This is a genomic window from Siculibacillus lacustris, from assembly GCF_004328075.1.
Classification (GTDB): domain Bacteria; phylum Pseudomonadota; class Alphaproteobacteria; order Rhizobiales; family Ancalomicrobiaceae; genus Siculibacillus; species Siculibacillus lacustris.
Map to the genome: position 1 here is coordinate 1 of NZ_SJFN01000025.1, position 20934 is coordinate 20934.

General features: G+C 68.8%; 21 protein-coding genes and 1 tRNA gene. 13 read left to right on the forward strand and 9 right to left on the reverse strand.

The window, feature by feature from the left end; translation table 11 throughout:
• Positions 1–813 precede the first annotated feature (813 nt).
• Entirely contained in the window at positions 814–1539 is a 726-nt protein-coding gene (locus tag EYW49_RS15730; protein ID WP_131310546.1) for a CAP domain-containing protein, read from the reverse strand.
• 255 nt (positions 1540–1794) lie between these two features.
• Between EYW49_RS15730 and EYW49_RS15735 the strand changes: the two genes are divergently transcribed.
• A tRNA-Ser gene (locus EYW49_RS15735) sits at positions 1795–1886 on the forward strand.
• A gap of 321 nt (positions 1887–2207) precedes the next feature.
• On the opposite strand, the gene EYW49_RS15740 is transcribed toward EYW49_RS15735, so the two are convergent.
• Genes EYW49_RS15740 through EYW49_RS15750 form a run of 3 tightly spaced genes read right to left on the reverse strand, consistent with a single transcriptional unit; the run spans position 2208 to position 4957 of the window.
• The gene (locus EYW49_RS15740; protein WP_131310548.1) at positions 2208–4013 is read right to left on the reverse strand and encodes a recombinase family protein; all 1806 of its coding nucleotides are present in this window, start codon (positions 4011–4013) and stop codon (positions 2208–2210) included.
• Entirely contained in the window at positions 4006–4638 is a 633-nt protein-coding gene (locus EYW49_RS15745; RefSeq protein ID WP_228259635.1) for a DUF2924 domain-containing protein, read from the reverse strand. Before EYW49_RS15745 ends, EYW49_RS15740 begins: the two co-directional genes overlap by 8 nt.
• A gap of 1 nt (position 4639) precedes the next feature.
• Positions 4640–4957: a DUF3489 domain-containing protein gene (locus tag EYW49_RS15750; RefSeq protein ID WP_228259636.1), complete on the reverse strand. Its 318-nt coding sequence runs from the start codon at positions 4955–4957 to the stop codon at positions 4640–4642.
• Positions 4958–5643: 686 nt separating this feature from the next.
• Here EYW49_RS15750 and EYW49_RS15755 point away from each other — a divergent pair.
• Entirely contained in the window at positions 5644–6132 is a 489-nt protein-coding gene (locus tag EYW49_RS15755) for a hypothetical protein (RefSeq protein ID WP_131310551.1), read from the forward strand.
• Here the strand turns inward: EYW49_RS15755 and EYW49_RS15760 are convergent.
• The 3 genes from EYW49_RS15760 to EYW49_RS15770 form a co-directional block, all read right to left on the reverse strand.
• Positions 6129–6923, reverse strand: coding sequence for an NAD(P)-binding domain-containing protein (locus EYW49_RS15760; protein ID WP_131310553.1), 795 nt, complete (start codon positions 6921–6923; stop codon positions 6129–6131). The genes EYW49_RS15755 and EYW49_RS15760 overlap by 4 nt on opposite strands.
• A 134-nt stretch (positions 6924–7057) precedes the next feature.
• Positions 7058–8083: a transcriptional regulator GcvA gene (gcvA, locus tag EYW49_RS15765; protein ID WP_131310554.1), complete on the reverse strand. Its 1026-nt coding sequence runs from the start codon at positions 8081–8083 to the stop codon at positions 7058–7060.
• 26 nt (positions 8084–8109) lie between these two features.
• Positions 8110–9180, reverse strand: coding sequence for an LLM class flavin-dependent oxidoreductase (locus EYW49_RS15770; protein ID WP_131310556.1), 1071 nt, complete (start codon positions 9178–9180; stop codon positions 8110–8112).
• 197 nt (positions 9181–9377) lie between these two features.
• Between EYW49_RS15770 and EYW49_RS15775 the strand changes: the two genes are divergently transcribed.
• The 9 genes from EYW49_RS15775 (at position 9378) to EYW49_RS15815 (ending at position 17822) form a co-directional block, all read left to right on the forward strand.
• Positions 9378–10109 (forward strand): SDR family NAD(P)-dependent oxidoreductase, encoded by a 732-nt coding sequence (locus EYW49_RS15775; protein ID WP_131310640.1) that lies wholly within the window; start codon positions 9378–9380, stop codon positions 10107–10109.
• 50 nt (positions 10110–10159) lie between these two features.
• Positions 10160–11248 carry an LLM class flavin-dependent oxidoreductase gene (locus EYW49_RS15780; RefSeq protein WP_131310557.1) on the forward strand — a complete coding sequence of 363 codons (1089 nt, stop codon included), beginning with the start codon at positions 10160–10162 and terminating at the stop codon, positions 11246–11248.
• A gap of 68 nt (positions 11249–11316) precedes the next feature.
• Entirely contained in the window at positions 11317–12552 is a 1236-nt protein-coding gene (locus tag EYW49_RS15785) for a branched-chain amino acid ABC transporter substrate-binding protein (RefSeq protein ID WP_131310559.1), read from the forward strand.
• Positions 12552–13640, forward strand: coding sequence for a branched-chain amino acid ABC transporter permease (locus EYW49_RS15790; protein WP_131310561.1), 1089 nt, complete (start codon positions 12552–12554; stop codon positions 13638–13640). Before EYW49_RS15785 ends, EYW49_RS15790 begins: the two co-directional genes overlap by 1 nt.
• 4 nt (positions 13641–13644) lie before the next feature.
• Positions 13645–15315, forward strand: a complete 1671-nt coding sequence (locus EYW49_RS15795) for a branched-chain amino acid ABC transporter permease (RefSeq protein ID WP_131310562.1) — start codon at positions 13645–13647, stop codon at positions 15313–15315.
• Positions 15308–16135: an ABC transporter ATP-binding protein gene (locus tag EYW49_RS15800; RefSeq protein ID WP_131310564.1), complete on the forward strand. Its 828-nt coding sequence runs from the start codon at positions 15308–15310 to the stop codon at positions 16133–16135. Before EYW49_RS15795 ends, EYW49_RS15800 begins: the two co-directional genes overlap by 8 nt.
• On the forward strand, positions 16132–16851 hold the full coding sequence (locus EYW49_RS15805) for an ABC transporter ATP-binding protein (protein ID WP_131310566.1): 720 nt from the start codon (positions 16132–16134) through the stop codon (positions 16849–16851). The genes EYW49_RS15800 and EYW49_RS15805 overlap by 4 nt, the downstream gene beginning before the upstream one ends.
• Positions 16848–17372 carry a flavin reductase family protein gene (locus EYW49_RS15810; protein WP_131310568.1) on the forward strand — a complete coding sequence of 175 codons (525 nt, stop codon included), beginning with the start codon at positions 16848–16850 and terminating at the stop codon, positions 17370–17372. The genes EYW49_RS15805 and EYW49_RS15810 overlap by 4 nt, the downstream gene beginning before the upstream one ends.
• Before the next feature lie 60 nt (positions 17373–17432).
• Positions 17433–17822, forward strand: coding sequence for a VOC family protein (locus EYW49_RS15815; RefSeq protein ID WP_131310570.1), 390 nt, complete (start codon positions 17433–17435; stop codon positions 17820–17822).
• Positions 17823–18094: 272 nt separating this feature from the next.
• On the opposite strand, the gene EYW49_RS15820 is transcribed toward EYW49_RS15815, so the two are convergent.
• Positions 18095–18871 (reverse strand): hypothetical protein, encoded by a 777-nt coding sequence (locus EYW49_RS15820; RefSeq protein WP_131310572.1) that lies wholly within the window; start codon positions 18869–18871, stop codon positions 18095–18097.
• Between the two features lie 217 nt (positions 18872–19088).
• Between EYW49_RS15820 and EYW49_RS15825 the strand changes: the two genes are divergently transcribed.
• Entirely contained in the window at positions 19089–19292 is a 204-nt protein-coding gene (locus tag EYW49_RS15825; protein ID WP_131310574.1) for a helix-turn-helix domain-containing protein, read from the forward strand.
• 109 nt (positions 19293–19401) lie between these two features.
• Here EYW49_RS15825 and EYW49_RS15830 read toward each other — a convergent pair whose 3' ends face one another.
• Positions 19402–20301 carry a LysR family transcriptional regulator gene (locus EYW49_RS15830; protein WP_131310576.1) on the reverse strand — a complete coding sequence of 300 codons (900 nt, stop codon included), beginning with the start codon at positions 20299–20301 and terminating at the stop codon, positions 19402–19404.
• A gap of 101 nt (positions 20302–20402) precedes the next feature.
• Between EYW49_RS15830 and EYW49_RS15835 the strand changes: the two genes are divergently transcribed.
• Positions 20403–20927 (forward strand): ester cyclase, encoded by a 525-nt coding sequence (locus EYW49_RS15835; protein ID WP_131310578.1) that lies wholly within the window; start codon positions 20403–20405, stop codon positions 20925–20927.
• Positions 20928–20934: the final 7 nt, after the last annotated feature.

Genomic DNA, 20934 nt, shown 5'->3' on the forward strand with positions numbered 1-20934 from the left:
CGGCGGCGAGCGTCCGCTCGCCCGTGGCCCGGCGGCGGCGCCCGAGGGCCGTGGCCCCCGTTCGGAGCGCCCGCGCAGCGAGCGCCCCGACGGTCGCCGCCCCGACCGCGCCCCGCGCCGCGACGCCTGAGCGCATCGCGGTTAGAACGGCCGAGACAACAAGAAGCCCCGGAGCGATCCGGGGCTTTTTGTTTGGCCGGGGCCTTCGGCGAGGGGACGGCGAGCGCCGGGTAGGCTCGGCGGATTGCGGCCGCGTTCGCCGTCGGCCTCCCTCCACGCGGTCGGAGGCGACGGGTCGGGCGCGGCCGCGCGCCGTCTGCCCCCCCGGAACGCCCCTCCGTCGTCGTCCTCTCCCTCGGGGGAGGGAACGATGAGGCACGCGTCTTCGGATCGGCACCGCCTCTCGAAATTCGAAGGCCCTGGCCACAGGGTTCCCTCCCCCTCGAGGGGGAGGGACAGGGAGGGGGGGCCGCGGCGCCTCCGCCGTGCGAATCACAGCGAGGTGGCAACGGGTTGGTCCTTCCCGTCCCCCTCTCCGTCTCTCCCCCTCGAGGGAGGAGAGGGCGCTGGGGAGGTCGCCTTCGTCCGACGACGGATCACCATTCCGTCGTCGTTCCCTCCCCCTGGAGGGGGAAGGAGCGCCGGGGAGATCCCCATCTAAAATGCCAGTTCAGATGCTGCGGTCGTCGTCCCCTCCCCCCCCCTCGAGGGGAGGGACAGGGAGCGGGGGCTCGGCGCATCCCCACGCGGGAGCCTGCGGCGCCCCCCACCGGGCGGGCCGAGCATGTCCCCTCACCCGGCGCCCACCCTTGCTCAGCGGAAGCTCGGCAGCCGCGCGCCCCAGATCACCGGACCGCTCGGCGGCGCGAAGGGACCGGTCCCGGCCACCGCCCCGGCGCCGCGCGGCTTGGCGACGATCAGGCACCAATAGATCTGGCCGCGCTTGGTCGGGCTCGGCACCGAGGCGATGCCCATCACCGTCATGTCCGGATCCTTCATGCCGCGGTCGTGCGGCGGCGACTTCTTCCAGCCGGCGATGGTCTGTTCGATGGTGCGATAGCCGAGGCCGAGATTCTCCCCGGCGGTGGCATAAGCATAACCGGCCGCATGCAGCCGCTTCTCGAGCCCCCCCCACGGCTCCAGGTCATGGGTGAATTGGCCGGCTTCGGCGAGTTTGCGGGCATAGTCGGCGGCGACGCGGACGAGATCCGGATCGACCGTCAGCGGACCGGCACCGCTCGTCGCGCGATAGTCGTTGAGCAGACGCGCCGCCTTGGCCGGATCGACCGGCACATAGGCGACGTCGTCGATCTCTTCGACGAAGGCCGGCCCGCGCGCGCAGGCCGCGGCAAGCGCCGCGACGCCGAGCGCCAGCAGCCCGCGCCGCGTCGCCCGCGCCGAAGGAAGCGCCCGGCCGCCGGCGCCGGGCCTCGCCCCCTGCCCCGCTTCGCCACGCCCGTCCGGCGACGGCCGACCGCCGCCCGTCGCGTGGGGGCCGGGCATGGCGGGACGGCGGCGGGTGGGCGGCGTGAGGATCATGGGACGTCGGGCTCCGGATCGGGGAATCGGTCGCCCGCCGGTCTGGCACCCGATCGTGACTCCGGCAAGGCACCGCGACATTGCGGCCGGTCGGTGGGGGACGGGTCGAGGGGATGGAGAGCTCGGCGGAGAACCGGGCGACGGCGGATCGACGGCACTCTGCGGCGCCGACGGCACCCTCGAGGCGGGGAAGTTCCCGGCGCGGTGCGCGAGCGCCTTGAAAAGCCCGTCGGCCTCGGGCATAGAGATCGCGCCGGAGACGTGGCCGAGAGGCTGAAGGCACTCGTTTGCTAAATGAGCGTACCCCCAAAAGGGTACCGAGGGTTCGAATCCCTCCGTCTCCGCCACTAACTTTCCGATTTTGAAGGATTTTCCGTATTTCCCGGTCCGCGCTGGATTGTGCGGGGCATTCAAAGACATACGCTGGGTCACATTGTGCAGCCGGACCGGGAGACGCGGTCGGTGCCGTTTCGTGGGCCGGACACGCCGGAATATCTCGCGAAGCCTGTTTGGCGGTACCATTCGCGCAGGGTTGGCCCTGCGATGCAGACCAGTCCCTGACCTCGTGACGATTCCCAGAGCGCTGCGATGCCGGCGCACCGAAACGAGAATCCCCGCCGGCGTGGCGGGGATCGTCAGATCTTCTCTTGCAGGGACGATCGGACGGATCACCCGAATCCGAGGGCTCGTCGCTGCTCGTTCCAGTCCTTCGGCAGATCCGCGGTGATCGCGAGCCGCTTGGCCGAGAGTTCGATCGGCTGGCGGCCGTCGAGAATCGCCGCGGTGATGTCCGGGGCGAGGAAGCCGAGGCGGAGGATGCGGGTGAAGTAGGGCGCGCCGACGCCTTGCGCCTCGGCGAGTTCACCGATGCTCTCACCGTCACCGGCGAGGATCGCGTCCCGGAACCGATGCGCTCGGGCGAGGAGCCGCAGCAGGCTGCGGTCGGGCTTACGGGTCCGTCGCGCCTCCGGTGCATCGACCAGATGCCGCATCTCCATGCCGACCCGCTTCAGCGTCGCCGGAACGCCGAGCGTGATCAACTCGCTGCCGCTGTCGCCGTCGGGCCGTGCTACCCTCGCGTCGGCATCGCGTGATCCGAGCCGTTCGAGGGAGCATCGGGCCAGGATGACGACGGCATCGGCCCGCAGAGTGATGTCGACGGTCGCGGCGCCGACGACGATGTCCTGGACCAGCCGATGTAGGATCGAGATTCTGGTCGCCGGGGCGAGGCTCGGCCAAGCGTCTCCGAGAGCTCCGGCCCTGCCGACGAGGCTCCGCCGATCGTCGACGTCGAGCGCCCGGGGCGCGACGAGCGCATCGATCGCAGCCGCGTCCCGGAGGAACACCACGATCCGGTCCTCGACGATCGCCTCCAGATCGGTCGCCGGGATCCGCCGCGCCGAACCGCGGCGACGTTGCGGCTGTTCGGCTTCCTCGGCATCGCCGGCCCCGGCGATCAGATCGTGACTGACGTAGTAGCGGTATCGCCGCCCTTTCTTGTTCGCATGGGTCGGCGTCAGCGGAATGCCCGCCTCGTCTCGGAGCAGGCCGGCGAGGAGGCTCGGCGACGTCGCGCCGGAGCGGACCGACCGTTCGACCCGGTTCTCGGCGAGGATCGTCTGAACGCCGTCCCAGAGTTCCTCATCGACGATCGCTTGGTGTTGGCCGGGGTAGACCATCCCCTTGTGGCCGATCTCGCCGCGGTAGAGCCGGTTCTGCAGCAGGTGGTAGAGCGCGCCGCGCCCGAGCGGCCCGCCACCGGCGGCGTTGCCGGCGACCGACACGTGGCGCTTCGCGCGAATGCCGGCGGCGGCGAGGTCGTCGCGGAGTTCCTGCACCGAGCCGAGCTCGGTGTAACGGCGAAAGATGTGGCGGACGGTTTTGGCTTCCGCCTCGACGATCTCGAGCTTGCGGTCGCGAACCTCGTAGCCGAGCGGCGGACGGCCGCCCATCCACATACCGCGCGCCTTCGAAGCGGCGATCTTGTCGCGGATGCGCTCGCCGGTGACCTCGCGCTCGAACTGGGCGAAGGACAGCAGCATGTTGAGCGTCAGCCGGCCCATCGAGGTGGTGGTGTTGAAGGACTGGGTCACCGAGACGAAGGAGACGGAGGCCGCGTCGAACACCTCGACGATCTTGGCGAAATCGCCGAGCGAACGGGTGAGGCGATCGACCTTGTAGACGACGACCGTGTCGACGAGGCCGGCGGCGATATCGGCGAGGAGGCGCTGCAGCGCCGGGCGATCCATGGTGCCGCCGGAGATGCCGCCGTCGTCGTACATCTGCGGCAGCACGATCCAGCCTTCCGACTTCTGACTGGCGACATAGGCGTCGCAGGCCTCGCGCTGGGCATCGAGAGAGTTGAAGCTCTGTTCGAGGCCTTCCTCGGACGACTTGCGGGTGTAGACGGCGCAGCGGACGGTGACCGGCTTCGGGTTCGTCGTGTCGGCGGCTTTGCGGGCGGGCTTACGCATCGATATCCTCCTCACGCGAACCGGTGGCGGTCGTCACCCCGTCGGTTTCGCCGCCGTCCGCCGCGGCCGTTCTCCCGCGCGAGGTCAGGCCAAAGAAGCGCGGCCCGGACCAATGAGCGCCGGTGATCCGAACCGCGATTGCCGAGAGCGACTTCCAGGTCTCGCCTCGCCATGCGAATCCAGTCTCGACGACGGTGACCTCGTGGGTCGCACCTCCCCACTCGCGGATCAGGCGGGCGCCGGGCTTCAGGCGGAGTGTCTTGGCGCGTCCGATGTCCCCGGTGGTGGCGAGGGCTTCGGCCAAGTCCCGCAGTTCGGTGGCGACGGCGCGCTTCAGCCCACCGAGCGCCTTCTCCTGCAGCTTCCAGGCGATGCCGAGCTCGAGGAGATCTCGACGGACGCGATCGGGCGGGTTGGCCCGAAACTGTCGACGCCATTCGACGACGAGGTCGTCGCGGGACATCACCGTCAGAGCGGCGAGAGGACCAGAGAGGTCGGCGCGGACGTCGCCCCCGGAAGATCGATGATCGCTCGCGGGAACCGGGCGGCGGCGCAGGGCTCCCGGCCTGGAATCCGACCCGGTCGAGAGGGTGTGCGGCATCGCGGTCGCGTCGAGGAGGGTCATGTCATCCCTCCGAGGACGCGAGCCGATAGGCCTTGCGGCCTTCGGCATCGGCGCCGAGTGCGATCGCGAGACCGCGCCGCCGCAAGCGGCTGATCGCGGCCCGGATCGTGTGGGCCTGCCAGCCGGTCGCGGCGATCAGGTCGGCGACCGTCGCGCCGTCCGAAACCGACAGCCGCTCGACGATCACGCCGAGCTTGCCGGCGGGCGCCGTGTCGGGGTTGCGAACGACCTCGGCCGCGCGGTCGGCACGAGGCGGCGGGCAATCGACGGGCGAGAGATCATGGGAAGTCGTCGTCGCGGCAGTGTCGATCGCCGCCAACGAGGGTGGCGCGGCGATGGTCCGGGGGATCTTGTTCGGCATGCGGGGCCTCTGGATCGAGGACGCGGAATACGTCCTCTCGCACCGCCCCGAGCCCCGGATCGGCTCGGATCCGAGGCATCTCCGCGGAAGGTGAGCGCCACCGCCGCAACGCACTACCGCTCTGCTGCCGAAGGAAGTCCAGTCGGAAGAAGCGCCGAACTATGGGTCGCGCACCAGGAAGCATTGATGCTCAGGCCGAGTTGCGGGTGTGCCGACAGAATCTCGCAGAGCAGGCCCTCAAGACCATTATCCTTGGTCTCGGCGAGCCGCGTCGCGCCTCTGTCGCAACCTCGATCGCGTCCGTATCTCTCTTTGTCTTTCCCGAGTTGCCTTCATTGTCGGTCACCGCCCCATCGACGCAGTGAGGGCCGCAGCTTCGACGAGCTCAACCAGGGATCATGTCGTATCGTCGACAATCGTCGCGGGACAGTCGGGGTCGCGGCCTCCCTTTCCAGGGAATCCACGCAACAGTGGGCTTGCTGCGCGCGAAATGCCACGCTGTAGTGAGGCATGACCGAATTCGTCGAACTCGATCGCAGCTTCGTCGCTCTCTGCGAGGGGCGAGAGCCTCTGCTCCAGTCCGACCGTGGCTCGGGGCGCAAGTATCATGGCTGGCTGAGCTGGGACGACCTGCTCAAGCGGCCGTGTTGCTCGCCGAGGCCGGAGCCGGCAGGACCAAGGAACTCGAAGGCCGCAGGGACCGTCTGACGCCGGAAGGCAAGTTCGCCATCTTCCTGCGCGTCGAAGGTCTGGCCGAAGGCGATCTCGATTCCTGCCTCTCTCTAGAAGAGGCCCGTCGTTTTCAGGACCGGCAAGACGGGTCAGAGATCGGACACTTCTTCCTGGATTCGGTCGACGAAGCGCGCCTCACGGGCAAGAAATTGCACGCCGCGCTGCGTCGCTTCTCGCGAGGCCGAGCAGAACGGTTGCCGCGGGCGCGTGTGCTGATCACCTGTCGCGTAAGGAATGCCACGTTCATCAAGCTGCCCGCGGCGGGAGCCTGTGTAATCCACCAGCCGCTGCCGATCGGCCTCGCCGAAAGCAATCGGTATCACATTCCGCAAGCACCAGACTCGCACATGCCGCCGCCGAACCGAATTCCTCACGGGCCACGTCAGTCTCGGTCGACCTAGGCTCGCTCGGCAGGCTTGGCGCCGACCAGCACATGCGCCTCGATGAGATCGAGCGTACGGGTCACCTCTTCGAACCAACCCGCGCCGTTCAGATGGCGGCGACCGCGCTCGTTGAGGCCGCCCTTGGTCTCGTGATGCGCCGGATCGAGTTTTTCGCCGGTGGCATGAGCCTCGAGGCCGATCGCCGCGAGGCCGTCGAACATCGACCGCACGTAGAGCGTCGCGGTGTCGCTGGAAAGGCCTCGGCTCTCCAGCCAGGCGACGATGGTGTTCTGGTATTGGTAGTGGGTCGACATCAGCGCACTGGCGTTGGCGATGGCGACGATGTCGCTCTCGCGCTCGCCGACCAGCAGGTCGCCGAGGCCGCGGAACAGGTCCTCCACTACCGGGTCGCTCGGATACATCATGTTCGGGCCGCGGCGCAGACGGATCGGCGGCAAGGGATTGACGCGACACACGCGCGTCGCCGGGGCGACGGCCGCGACGATGTGGGCCAAGGGAACACCGGCGAGGAAGCTGACGACGATCTGGTCGGAGCGGAAGACGACACCGTCGAGGGCCGCCGCGAGTTGCGGTGGCCGCACCGCGAGCAGGACGACGTCGCTGTCCGCGGCGACGGCGCGATTGCTCGACGCGCGGGTCACGTTGCCGTGGCGCGCCGCCAGCGCCGCCGAGGTCGCCTCCGACCGCGGCGAGAGGACGACGGCGAGGCGATCGCCGTGGATCGCGAGCAAGCCCTCCACGACGGCTTCCGCCAGAGTTCCGACGCCGATGATTCCCAGACGCACCATGTGGCCTCCTCGCGGCGGGACGATCCGCCGCCTGTCGTTCGTTCACAGATGGACCATCGGCCGGCCACGCGTCCCTTCCGGCCCGTCCGCCGCCCGAAGGACGGGGGCCGGCGATCGGGCCCGGCGGACGTCGGTCAGGCGTCGCGGGGGCACGCGCCGGCGGCGATCGCTTCCTCGGCCTCCAGGCGGATCCACCGGCGAAATTCGGCGATGGCCGGCTTTTCGGCATAGTTGGGATTGGAGAGCAGGTAGAAGCCGCCATCGGCTTGGCTCTCGATCTCCGAGGCGCGGATCAGGCGCCCGGACTTCAGATCGTGTTCGACCAGGAGATAGGTCGCCAGACCGATCCCGTGGCCCTGGGCGGCGGCTTCCAACATCACGCCGGCGTCGCCGAAATACAGCGCATCGCCACCGGCCCCGCCGCCGATGCCGGCGTCTTCGAACCAATTGGCCCAGGATTGGCCGTTCACCACCTGCAGCAACACCTGTCCGCCGAGATCGGCGGGAAAACCCAAGTCCGCCGTCTCGGCCAACAGGGCCGGACTGCAGACCGGGAAGACCGGTTCGCGGCCGAGCAGCTCGACGCTCAGGCCGGGCCAGCGCCCATCCCCCCAGCGGATCGCCACGTCGATGTCCTGACGCTCGAAATCGACCGGATCGGTGGAGGTCAGCAGGGTGATCTTGATGCGCGGGTTGAGCTTCATGAACCGCTTGAGGCGCGGCACCAACCAGCGCGAGGCGATCGACGGGGCGGCGCTGACGCAGAGCACGGTGGGCATGTCGGGATCGACCATGCGCTCGCAGGCGCGGCTCAGCATGATGATCGCCTCGGCGGCGGCATTGGCCAGCGCCGTGCCTTCGCGGGTCAGTTCGATCTTGCGTGGCAGACGCCGGAACAGACGGACCTCGAGGAATTCCTCGAGCTGGCGAATCTGTTGGCTGACCGCCGATTGGGTGACGCAGAGCTCGTCGGCGGCAGCGGTGAAACTCGCGTGCCGAGCGACGGCGTCGAAGACACGGAACAGGTTCAGCGGCGGCAGGCGGTTGATGCGGCGTTCGACCGGAGTGTCGTCGAAATCGGGGGGCGCCACGGCCGCGACGTCGCTGCCGCGGCCCGGCTTCGGCGGCGGGCGTCCCGTCGTCCGGAACGGGGCGGGCATCGACGGGCGCTCCGGGGATTGCGTCATCAAGCAGCATCCTGAACGTTCGAGCCACCGAGATCGACGAGACCGTCGAGTTGCGGGATCACGTTGCAGCCGAACCGCTCGAGCGAGGCCAGAGTCTCGCGTCGACCGATGCCGGCGAAGCCCATGAAGCACGACAGATGGGTCGGCCCGAGGGCCTCGATCTCCTCCCGCAACTTGTCGGCACAGTAGTCGGCCGAGCCGATCACCGCGGTCTGCAGGAAGTCGTCGAGCGGCGGTTCGTCGTTGAGCGGCATCAGACGCAGGAACGGCCCGTCGCGGGTCGGCCGGACCGTCGACAGGGGCACCGCGGCGCGGGCGAGATCGCGGACACAGGCGGCGGCATGACGCGCGTCGCCGGGATCGTCGGTGACGTAGATGTAGCGCTGGACAGCGAGCGGCATCTCCGTCGACCCGCCGCCCGCCGCCCAGCGCTCGGCGATGAGATCGCGGAAGGCCTTGGCCGCCGGCAGGCCGCGGTGGCCGAAGCTCATGAACGGCGTGTGGCCGCCCTCGGCCATGCGGGCGACGATCGAGGGATGGCTGGAGGCAACGAAGACCTCCGGCATCGCCAGCCCGAAGGGGCGCATCGACAGTTCGGTCCGCGGAATGTCAAAGCGTTCACCGTGGAACTCGACGACACCGGAGGTCAGCCCCTGCTCGAGGATCGACCAGGCTTCCAGCATGGTCTGGTGGCGATAGGAGGGGTCCACCCGGTAGCGGTCGAATTCATAGGGCTGGTAGCCGCAGCCGAGCCCGAGCACCAGGCGTCCGCGGGTGATCAGATCGGAGAAGGCGGCCTCCTGGACGATGCGCAGAGGATCGTAGAACGGCAGCGCCAGCACCGCCGGGCCGAGCCGGATCCGCGAGGTCTGCGCCGCGCAGTGCGACACCATCAGCAGCGACGACGGGCAGATCGAATGGTTGGTGAACTGGTGTTCGGCAAACCAGGCGACGTCGAAGCCGAAATCTTCGGCCATCCGCACGGTGTCGACGGTCGTCCGCAGCACCGAAGCCGGCGAGGTGTTGCGATCATAGAGCCCCATCAGGCTGAACAGACCCAGCTTCGCCATTCCGCCCTCCAAGCTCCGGGAGAACAAACTATCGCTTCCGCACATCCTCATCAAATTAGTTTTTCTAATCGAGTAATTAGGAGGCGATAGAGCCATTACTCGACAGCCGAATTGGAATAGATGCATTAGAAATGATCGTTTGATCGATCCATGATCACGAGGAACACTTGCCGTCGTCGAGCGATGGTGAGGGCGTCATGAATGGAAAGAACGTATTAGTCACCGGAGGCGCCAGTGGATTGGGACGCTCCGTGTGTCTACTCCTGGCCGAGGCCGGTGCCGGCGTAGTTGTCGCCGACATCGACGCAGTGGCCGGCCGCGCGGTGGCGGCCGAGATCTCGGCGGCCGGCGGTCGCGCGACTTCCCTGGTGGGCGACATTACTCTACGTGCATCCGCTTACGCACTATTCCAGAGTGCGGTGGCGGACGTCGGGGCGATCCACGGCCTCGTCAACTGCGCCGGGATCTATCCGCGTCGGCCGATCCTGGAGATCGGCGATGCCGATTGGGATGCCAGCTTCGCCGTCAACGTCCGCGGCCTGTCGCACATGACATCGGCAGCGGTCGAGCACATGCGGGCCATCGGCGGAGGCCGCATCGTCAACGTCTCGTCGATCGACGCCTTCAAGGCGCATCCCGCCAATGCCCACTACGCGGCGATGAAGGCGGCGGTGGTCAGCCTCACTAAGAGTTTCGGCGAAGCCTTCGCCGCCGACGGCATCCTGGTCAACGGCGTCGCGCCGGCGGCGATCGCCACCGAAAAAGCCAAGGCCGCGGGCTTTCTCGGCGAATTCGCCGCCAAGACACCGATCGGCCGGGCGGCCGACCCGAGCGACGTCGCCGAGGTCATCCTCTTTCTCGTCTCCGAGCGCAACCGATACATGGTAGGTGAAACGATCGCGATCAGCGGTGGTTACTTCATCCCCTGACGGAATTCGTGCATCGGGCGTCAAGAACCAGTCATCACGGGATTTGAACCATGAAATTCGGTATCTTCAACTTGATGGGGTTGCGTGACAACCCGAAGGGTATCGCCGGTGTCCTCTCGGATACGCGCGACATGGTGAAACTGGCGGAAGACATCGGCTTCGACATCGCCTGGTTCGCCGAACATCACTTCACCAACTATTCGATCAGCATCTCGCCGCTGATGACCGCCGCCCATCTCGCGGGGCACACCGACCGCATCCGCCTCGGCGCCGGCGTCGTCGTCCTGCCGCTCTATCATCCGCTGCGCGTCGCCCAGGAGATCGCCTTCCTCGACCAGATCAGCGGCGGCCGCGCGGTGCTCGGGGTCGGCACCGGCTATCAGGCCTACGAGTTCCAGCGCTACGGCGCCGACGTCGCCAAGAAGACCGAGATCTTCCTCGAATATTGGGCGGTGGTCGAACAGGTTCTCACCGAAGGTCGGGCCGCCTTCCAGGGGCGCTGGGTGAACGTGCCGGAGACGGTGTTCACGGTGCGCACGGTCGGCAATCGCATGCCCGACCTCTATTGCACCTCGCCGCATCCGCCGATCCTCGCGGCCATCGCCCGGCACGGCGGCATTCCGTTCATCACCGCCGGCTGGCGCGGCTCGCAGGTGCTGTTCGAGATGGCCGAACAGGTGCGCGCCGCCTGGGTCGCCGGTGGCCTCGACGGACCGTCGATGCCGATCGCCGTCCAGCAGTACGTCCATGTCACCGACAGTCGGTCGGAAGCGTTGGAGGCGGCGGAACGGGCCCGCTACGTCGGCCGGATGGTCCAGGCGCTGCGCGATCCGAAGATCGATCTCGAGACCAGTTTCGTCCAGGCGCCGCCGCTGCCCGACGAACCCACCCTCGAAGGCTTCGCCGACAACCTGTTGATCGGCGACCCCCATCTGGTCGCGGCGCGTCTGGTCGCCGAGATCCGGCGGCTCGGGCCGCTCCACTACAACTGCTTCTTCCAGTTCGGCGACATGCCGATCGCCCGGGCGCGGCGGTCGTTGGAGCGCTTCGGTGCCGAGGTGCTGCCGCTGGTCGAACGCGAAGTCGGGCCCTTGGCCGAGATCGGTCACCGCCGAGGAGTGACCGCCGCCGCCGAGTGACCCCTTGCCATGACGGATTTCGGCCCGCGGTCGATCGCCGACGCGGGTTTCCAAGAGGAGGACTCCACATGAACTGGTTCGGATCCACCACCCTCGCTGCATCCCTCGTGGTGATCGCCTGTGCTCCGCTACGAGCCGAGACGCTCGGTCCGGTGACCGACGAACTCGGCGTGGTCAAGATCCTCAAGGGTCAGCCGATCCTGATCGGCGGCTATGCCTCCCAGTCGGGCGGCGACACCAACCAGGGCATCGCCGAACTCCACGGCGCCGAGCTCGCCCTCAAGGACTTCGGCGGCAAGGTCCGCGGCTTTCCGGTCAAGTTCAACACCGAGGACGCCCAGTGTACCGCCGAGGGCGGCCAGACGGCGGCGACCAAGCTCGCCGCCAACCGGCAGTTGGTCGCGGTGGTCGGTCCGTCCTGCTCGAGCGGCGCGCGGGTCGGCGCCCCGATCCTGTGGAACCTCGGCATCCCGTCGATCGGCATCGGCGCCACGGCCCCCGGCCTGACCGCGACCGACCGGCCCGCCGGCTTCAAGGGCTTCCTGCGGGTCGTCCCGAACGACCTCAAGTCGGCAGAATTCCAGGTCGACTGGGTGCGCTCCAAGCTCGGTCTCGGCAGCGTCGCCACTATCCACGACGGCAGTCCCTATACCGAGCAACTGGTTCGGGCCTTCGAGAAGGATTTCGTCGCCAAGGGCGGCAAGGTCGTCGCTTCGGAAGCGATCGGTCCCTCCGACAACGACCTCCGCCCGGTCCTGACGCGCATCGCCGGGCGCAAGCCCGATCTGATCTTCACGCCGGTGTTCGTGTCGAGCACCGGCTTCCTGCTGCGCCAGAAGGGCGAGGTGGCCGGCCTCAAGGACACGCCGGTCCTGGGCGGCGAGGGCGTCTTCAGCGCCAACATCATCGAGGCGGCCGGCCCGGCGGTGATCGGCTTCCGCATCGTCGGACCGTCCACCGAGCAGTTCTCCCAGCGTTTCCCGAGCTTCGTGAAGGCCTTCGAGACGGAGTTCGGCGAGGCGCCGACCGGCGGCTTCTCGGCCTGGGGCTACGACGCGATGCTGGTCGCCCTGAAGGGGGGCGAGGCGGTGGCCAAGGCCGACGCCGACGGCAACCTCTACATCGGACGCAAGGCGCTGCGCGACGCGCTGTTCGCCACCCGGGATCTCCCCGGGCTGACCGGCAAATTGACCTGCTCGGCCGAGGGCGACTGCGGCGCCTCGATCTATGCGATCTGGGAATTCGCCGATGCGTCGCCGACCAGCTTCGCCCCCGGCACCAATCCGAAGAAGGTCTTCCCGTGATGGCCCCTCGGCACGAACGGCTCGAAGCCCTCGCCGAATGGCGGCGGCAATCGACCTGGGTCGACGGTGTTCTCCTCGCCATCCGGCTCGGCGTCGCGGCGACGATCCTCGTGGGCTTCGGCGGCAGTCTCGTCGCCGGCACCTACTCGATCGGCAACATCGCCTCCTTCGTGGTCTTCGGCCTGACGATCGGTTGCATCTACGCGCTGGTCGCGCTCGGCTACACGATGGTCTACGGCATCCTGCGGATGATCAACTTCGCCCATGGCGACGTGATGATGGTGGGATCCTTCGGCGGACTCTTCGCGGCGGACGCTCTGTCCGGCGCGGGGGTGCTCGAGGCGGCGCCGCTCCTGTCGCTGCCGCTGGTGGTGGCGGCAGGCATGGTGGTGGGCGCCGGCGTCGCCCTCGGCGTCGAGCGCATCGCCTACCGGCCCTTCCTGCACGTTCGGTCGCTGGCGCCGCTGATCTGCGCCATCGGCATGTCCTTCGTCCTGCAATATGCCGCCCGCGGCCTGTTCGGCTCGCGCAACCGAGCCTATCCCGGTTTCGGTTGGATGGAGCGGACCTTCGAGGTCGGCGGCCTGACCATCCCGATGTTGCAGGTGGTGGCCTTCGTCGCCGCCGGCGTGATGCTCGCCGGCCTGCTGGCGGTCGTGCGTCTCACCCGCCTCGGGCGCGCCATGCGAGCGGTCGCCGAAGATCGCGACGCGGCGGCTCTGGTCGGCATCGACGTCGGTCGGGTGATCGTCGCCACCTTCGCCATCGGCGGTGCGATGGCCGGCGTCGCCGGCGTGCTCTACGCCCTGGTCTTCAAGCAGATCACGGTGTTCCTCGGCTTCTCGCTGGGGATCAAGGGCTTCGCCGCCGCCATCCTCGGGGGCATCGGCAATTTGCCGGGCGCCCTGGTCGGCGGTCTGGTGCTCGGCCTCGCCGAGGCACTGGGGCCGGCGTTGTTGCTCGAGGGCTTCGCCCTGCCGGCGCCCTATCAGTTCAAGGACGTCATCGGCTACGCCATGCTGGTCATGGTGTTGATCTTCCGTCCCCAGGGGCTGCTCGGCGAACGCCTCGCCGACAAGAGGGCCTGAAGCCATGTCGAGTTTCGATATCGTCACCAGTTCGTTCCGCATCCACCGCCGACGCGGCCATGCCGTGGCGGAGGCCGTCCGGGCCGGCGCCTTCGCCGGGGCGGCGGCGATCGCCTTCGCTCTGGTCGGCGCCTATCTGATCATGGATCGCCGCTTCGTCGTCGAAGACATCATCACTCTGGCTCAGACCGTGGTCCTGCTGTTCGTCCTCGGCGGCGGCCATGCGGCGGCCCGCAGTGCCGCTCGCGACGGCGCGACGGCCGCCACGGCGATCGGGTTCGGCGCCCTCGCCGGGCTCGTCGCGGGCCTGCTCTTCGCCGCGGCGATCCTGCTGGTCGCCCATGTCGGGCTGCGCAGCCACCTCGTCGCGGCCAGTCCGATGTTGGTGAGGGCCGTCACCTTCCTCGGCGCGCCCGGATCGGCGGTGGCCGCCGCCGTGCTGGTGACGGCGGGCACCGCCGCCGGCAGCGTCGGCGCCGCGGCGGCGATGCTGCGCGCCGACCGGCGTACCGCGGTCCTGATCGGTCTGGCGGCCCTGCTCGGGGCGGGCCTGTTCCGCGACGTTTTCGCCGGACTGCTCCACAATCTGCCGGGCCTCGCCGCCCTCGAGCCGATGGTCTTCGGGGTCGGCGGGGTCACCCCCGTGGCGGCGGCGGTCATCGCGGTCGGCGCCGCCGGCCTCTCGCTCGTCCTCCACCATCGCCGGCGGCCGCCGATCGCCGCATCGACGCGGCGGCGGATCGAAGGCGTGCTGCTCGTCGTGCTCCTGGTGCTGGTGCCGCTGGTCACCGACGCCTTCGTCGCCCAGGTGGCGATGCTCGTCGGCCTCTACGTGCTGATGGCGATGGGGCTCAACATCGAACTCGGCCTGGCCGGTCTGGTCGACCTCGGCTTCGTCGCCTTCTTCGCGGTCGGCGCCTATACGATGGCTCTGGCCTGTTCGTCCGATCCCCGGGCCGCGGTGCATCTGTCGTTCTGGCTGGCGCTGCCGCTGGCCACGACGATCGCCGCCGTCGCCGGCCTCCTGTTCGGTCTGCCGGTGCTCCGGGTGCGCGGCGACTATCTGGCGATGGCGACGCTCGGTCTCGGCGAGATCGTCCGCGTGCTGGTCGTGTCCGACGCGATGAAGCCCTATCTCGGCGGATCGCAGGGCATCATCGAGATCGCCCGACCGAGCCTCGGCGGTTGGACCCTCGACACGCCGCTCCAGTTCTACTTTCTCGCGCTGATCCTGGCGGCCCTCGTCGGTCTCGTCTCGTGGCGCCTGCAACACTCGCGCATCGGCCGCGCCTGGCTCGCCATCCGCGAGGACGAGGACGTCGCCCAGGCGCTCGGCATCGATCTCGTCGCCGCCAAGCTGCTCGCCTACACCGTCGGCGCCGCCTTCGCCGGGATGGCCGGCGCGGTCTTCGCAGCGCTGATCGGCTCGGTCTACCCGCACTCCTTTCAACTGGCGATCTCGATCAACGTCCTGGCGATCCTGGTGATCGGCGGGCTAGGCAGCCTGCCCGGGGTGGTGGTCGGGTCGCTGGTGCTGATCGGCCTTCCGGAGCTCCTGCGGGAATTCGGGGAGTTCCGCTACCTGTTCTACGGCATCGCCCTGGTGGTGACGATGCATCTCAAGACCGAAGGCCTGTGGCCGGCGGTGGCACGTCAGGAGGCGACCGATGCCTGATCCGAGCGATCTGCTCCTCGATGTCCGGGCGTTGGGCAAACGCTTCGGCGGACTGGTGGCGGTGCGTGAGGTCGATCTCGCCGTCCGGCGCGGCAGCGTCCACGCGATCATCGGACCGAACGGTGCCGGCAAGACCACCGCCTTCAACTGCATCACCTCCTTCGTCAAGCCGACGAGCGGGCGGATCCTGCTCGACGGCGAGCGCATCGACGGCCTCGCGCCGCATCGCATCGCCGCCCACGGTGTGGCGCGCACCTATCAGAACGTCCGGCTGTTCGCCAACATGACGGCCATCGAGAACGTGCTGGTCGGCGAGCACCTGCGACTGCGGACGTCGTTCCTCGACATCGTCCTGCGCAACGGTCGCTTCCACCGGGAGGAGACCGCGGCGCGGGCCCGCGCCCGCGACCTCCTCGACTTCGTCGGGATCGGGCCGCGCGCCGGCCTGCTCGCCCGGGCCATGCCCTACGGCGACCAGCGCCGACTGGAGATCGCCCGCGCGCTGGCGACGCGACCGCGGCTGCTGATGCTCGACGAGCCGGCGGCGGGGATGAACCCGGCGGAAGGCATGGCGTTGGTTCGCCTGATCGAGCGGATCCGCGACGATCTCGGCGTCACCGTCCTCCTGATCGAGCACCACATGCGCGTGGTGATGGCGATCTCCGAGCGGATCACCGTGTTCGATCGGGGCGCCGTGCTCGCCGAAGGCGCGCCGAACGACATCCAGAACGACGACCGGGTGATCGCCGCCTATCTCGGCACCCGATCGACCCAGGAGGCCCATGCGGTGAAGCTGCGAGCGGAGGCACGAACGGCATGAGCAAGGTTCTCGAGGTCAGCGACCTGACCGTCGCCTACGGCGCCATCCGGGCCGTCCGCAACGTGAGCTTCCGGGTCGAGCCGGGCGAACTCGTCACCATCGTCGGCGCCAACGGGGCCGGCAAGACCACGGTGCTCAACGCCCTGTGCGGACTGCGCGACATCCGCGGCGGCCGGATCCGCCTCGGCACCACCGACATCACGCATCTGCCGCCGCAGGACCGCGTGGCGCTCGGCCTGTCGCAGGTTCCCGAAGGGCGGCGCCTCTTTCCCCGCATGACCGTGGCGGAGAACCTGGAGATCGGGGCCTACACCCGACGCGAGGCCGCCGCCGTCGCCGCCGATCTCGAATGGGTGCTGGAACTGTTTCCGCGGCTGCGCGAACGCGGCCGCCAGTTGGCGGGAACCCTGTCGGGCGGCGAGCAGCAGATGGTGGCGATGGGTCGGGCGGTGATGGCGCGACCCGACGTCCTGGTGCTCGACGAGCCGACGATGGGGCTGGCGCCGCAGATCGTCGATCTCGTGCTCGACGCGCTGCGGGCGATCAACGCCAACGGCGTCACCGTGCTGCTCGTCGAGCAGAATGCCTACCGGGCCCTGGAGATCGCCGACAGGGCCTTCGTGCTCGAATCCGGCGAGATCGTGATGACCGGCACCGGGGCCGAGCTGCTCGATCACCCCGACATCCGTAACGCCTATCTCGGATACGACGCATGACCCAGGCTCCCCTCGCCGAAACGCCGGCCGCCCTTCCCTTCGTCGCCCCCGACGACTTCCGCGGCGCCATGCGCGAGATGATCGGCGGCGTCACCATCGTCGCCGGCGGGCGGGGATCGACCGCCCGCGGCCTCACCGCCACCGCGGTGGTGTCGATGACCGCGGACCCGCCGACGGTTCTGGTCTGTATCAATCGGCAGGGCGAAGGCCATGGGGCGATCCGGTCGAGCGGCGTCTTCTCCGTCAACGTCGTTCCCGCCGACGGGGTCGGCATCGCCGATCGCTTCGCCGGACGCGACCATGTCCATGGCGCGGCCCGCTTCGAGGCCGAAGCCTGGACCACCCACAGCACCGGCGCCCCGGTCCTGATCGGGGCGGTCGCCGTGTTCGATTGCGAAGTGCTCCAGGCGATCGACGTGTTCACCCACACCGTCTTCATCGGCGCGGTGCGCGGGGTCGCGGTCGCGCCGCCGCGTCCGGCCCTCGCCTATCGCGCCGGCGCCTATGTCGCGGTCGCCTGATCGGGCCGGCGACCGTCGAACCGAGCGCGGATCCCCATCGAATCGAGGAAGGTCTTTCCCATGCCCGTCGAGCGCCTGCAGAACGCCTATTACGTCGTCGGAGACATGGAGGCGTCCCGTCACTTCTGGGAAACCGTCCTCGGCCTGCCCCGCAAGTTCGCCGACGGCGACCGCTGGGTGCAACTGTCGGCCGGGGGCGTCAACGTCGCCCTGGCCGGACGATCGGAAGCGCCGCCGGCCGCGACCGGGGCGGTCCTGGTGTTCCAGGTCGATAATCTCGACGGCGACCGGCGCCGGCTCACCGATGCCGGAATCGCGATCCTCGGTGAACGCGACATGGGTGACCACGGGCGAACCCTCACCATCGCCGATCCGGACGGCAACATTCTTCAACTCTACGCCCCGCCGAGCCCGCGGCCGGCCGCCGCGCACGGCGGACAGTCCGTCTGAACCGGCGAGATCGACGACGCCGAGCCGACGGCGGTGAGTTCGAATTCCGAGCAGATGGCCGAAGCGGGTCACCGATAAGACAGCCGAAGTCGGACGAGACGGTCGCAATCGAGTACGACACTGACCTGACTTTCACCGAGCGGGGCGTCCGAGCACCAGGACCGCAATGATGAGGATATCACCGTTGCCGATTCAAAAGTTCGCAGGGTTAAGGTCGTTGAGGTGGGTGCCCGCAGCTTCGGCGTCTCGTGAGCTCGGCGTGAGACTTGCCGTTACTGGTTCTTCACGGCTCGGGCCTCGGCGCGCGCGGCTTCGTTCAGCGACTTCAGCGGCTCGCCGATCTTCTCGGGTCGCACCTCGAAGCCCTTGTTCTGGGCGCAGGCGACGAGGAGCGCGATCACCGCGGCGCTCTCGTTTCCAACCTGCAGGCCACTGGTCTTGATCAGCATCGCCTGCCACTCGGGCTGACCGGCGATCCACCGCGCGCACTCCTCGTCACGACGCTCGACGGTGACGCCCTGACGGGAGGCATCGGTCACCCACGCGGCGAGAACCTTCCCGAGGATGCCGATCCGTCGCTGCAAGGTATAGGTCATCGGCTCGACTCGAACAGGCTCTATGTAAGGCGTCGTGCGGGGCTGGAAGCCTTTCACGATCGCGCATTGCTGGAGGAAGCGCTGGGCGTCCGCCGTGAAGCGAACGCGGCCCTGTTCGGGGTCCTGCTCGGCCGAGCCATACATCAGCGTCTTCGTGCAGGAGTGGATCATCGTGTCCCACGTCCACACGCGGTCACCACCGTGGATGTCGATGATGCGCAGAAGGAAGCGTTCCACCTGCTGTTCCTGGATCTCTGCCTCGCCGACGCCGATGACGGCGAAGGCCGGCGAGGTCGTGAGGAGAGCCACGGACAGGGCGATCGCCGAGCACAGGACCGATCGCTGCGGCGACCGGACGTCGGTCGGCTCGCGGGACCCATGGAACTCCGCACCGCAGTCGGTGCGAAGTGAAGAGGTTCTGTCGTCGTTCGTCTTCGAATTTCGGTCGGTCATCACGTTTCTCTCGTCGGGACATCTCATGGGTGCGCGGCGCAGGTCCCTCCTCCCGCACGGTGGTCGCGGTTCCGAGGGGCCTGTGTCCCATCGCCGGCGAAAGACTTTCCTGTCGACGATCGGTGACGGCATTGCCCCCGACAACACCCGACCAGTCAAGTCGAATGTCACTGATCGTCGATAGACGGATCGTCGACATCGGAACGACCTTCCGGCCATGGACATTCGCGAGCGCCTCGGTCGGAACATCAGACGCCTGCGCCAGGACAAGGGCTGGTCGCAGGAGGAACTGGCGCACGAGTCCGGCCTTCACCGCACCTACATCAGCGATCTCGAACGCGTCGCCCGCAACCCGACCATCACGGTCGTCGATCGGCTCGCCCTGACCTTCGGCGTACCGGTCGGTCAGTTGCTCGACTGAGCCGAGCCGCCTGCGATGATCCGTCCTCCACCCTGGGGCGGTCCTTCTCGCCCGCGAGACGAGCGACCGTCCAACCGCAGGGCCGTGACCCCGTCGCGGGGTTCGGCCATCACCCGTCCTCGCCGGGAAGTCCGCGCGTCACCTCGTCGAGAACCCGCCGGACCCGCTCCGGGATGTGACGGCGGGCGGGGAAGACCGCATGGAGGTCGGCACCAGGGATGTGCCAGTCGGGCATCACCCGGACGAGGCGGCCGCTGGCGAGGTCTTCGGCGACGTCGAGCCAGGAGCGGATCTCGAAGCCGAGGCCGGCCAGCGCCCAGTCGTGGATCACCTCGCCGCTGGTCGAGGAGAGATGCGGCTCGAGATGGACCGTCCGCTGCTCGCCGCCCGGGCCGACGAAGGCCCGATTGCGGCCGGTTCCCGTCCCGATCGTCAGCATCCGCCGCGACGCCAGATCCTCCGGTGCGCGGGGCGGCGTGACGTCGGCGAGATGGGCCGGCGCCGCGGCGACGATCCGGTGGTTGGCGGCAAGGCGCCGCACCACCAACCCCGGTCCGCCGGCAACGCCGTAGCGGAAGGCGAGATCGATGTTTTCGCCGATCAGATCGACGATCGTATCGGTCGGATGGAGATGCGGACGCAGATCCGGGTGGGCGGCGGCGAGGCGCGCCAATACAGGTGCGACGAAGCGGCGGGCGAAGGCGATCGGCGCGGTGATGCGCAAGGGCCCGGCCATGGCACGGGCCGCGCCGCCGGCCGCGGCTTCCGCCTCGCCAAGATCGGCGAGGATCCTCAGGGCGTCGGCGTGGAAGCGTGAGCCCTCCGGGGTCGGTGCCTGACGGCGCGAGGTGCGGGCGATCAGCCGCGCCCCGAGCCGGCGCTCGAGCCGGGCGAGTTCCTTGCTGACCATCGGCACCGAGCGGCCGAGGGCGCGGGCCGCCGCCGACAGGCTGCCGGTCTCGACGATGCGGACGAAGGTCTCGATCTCGCGCAGGCGGTCCATCGGCATCGTTTCCGTTTCGGCAAGGATCTATGTCCGATGCGCCGGCTACCGCGCACCACGAGAAAGGATGATCGTCTCTCCGTCGCCCACGGGCAAGGGAGAACCCGATGACCATCCTCCGTCGTACCGCCGTCCTCGCCGGCCTCGGCCTTTCCGTCGTCCTCGCCGCACCGTCGGCCGACGCCGTCGAACTGCCGAAGCCCGCCGCCTCGACCCTGCGCGGTCCTGCCGCGGTCGCCACCGCCGCCCGCACCTACGCCGCCTTCTGGAACACTGGCGATCCGGTCCTGGCCCGCAGCGCGCTCGCCGAGAATTTCGTCGACCGCACTCTGCCGGAAGGGCGGCCCCAAGGCGTCGCCGGACCGATCGCCGCCTCGGCCGCCTTCCGCGCCGCGGTCCCCGATCTCGCAGCGGTGATCGACGACCTGATCGTCGCCGACGACCGTGCCGTCGTCCGCCTGCGCTTCACCGGGCATTTCTCCGGCCGTTTCCAGGACCTCGTCGGCGACGGCCGGGCGATCGATTTCCGCGCCGTCGACGTCTACCGCGTCGAGAACGGCCGGATCGCCGAGAACTGGCACCTCGAGGACAATCTGACGCTCCTCACCCAGCTCGGCCGCATCGCCAAGTGACCCCGAA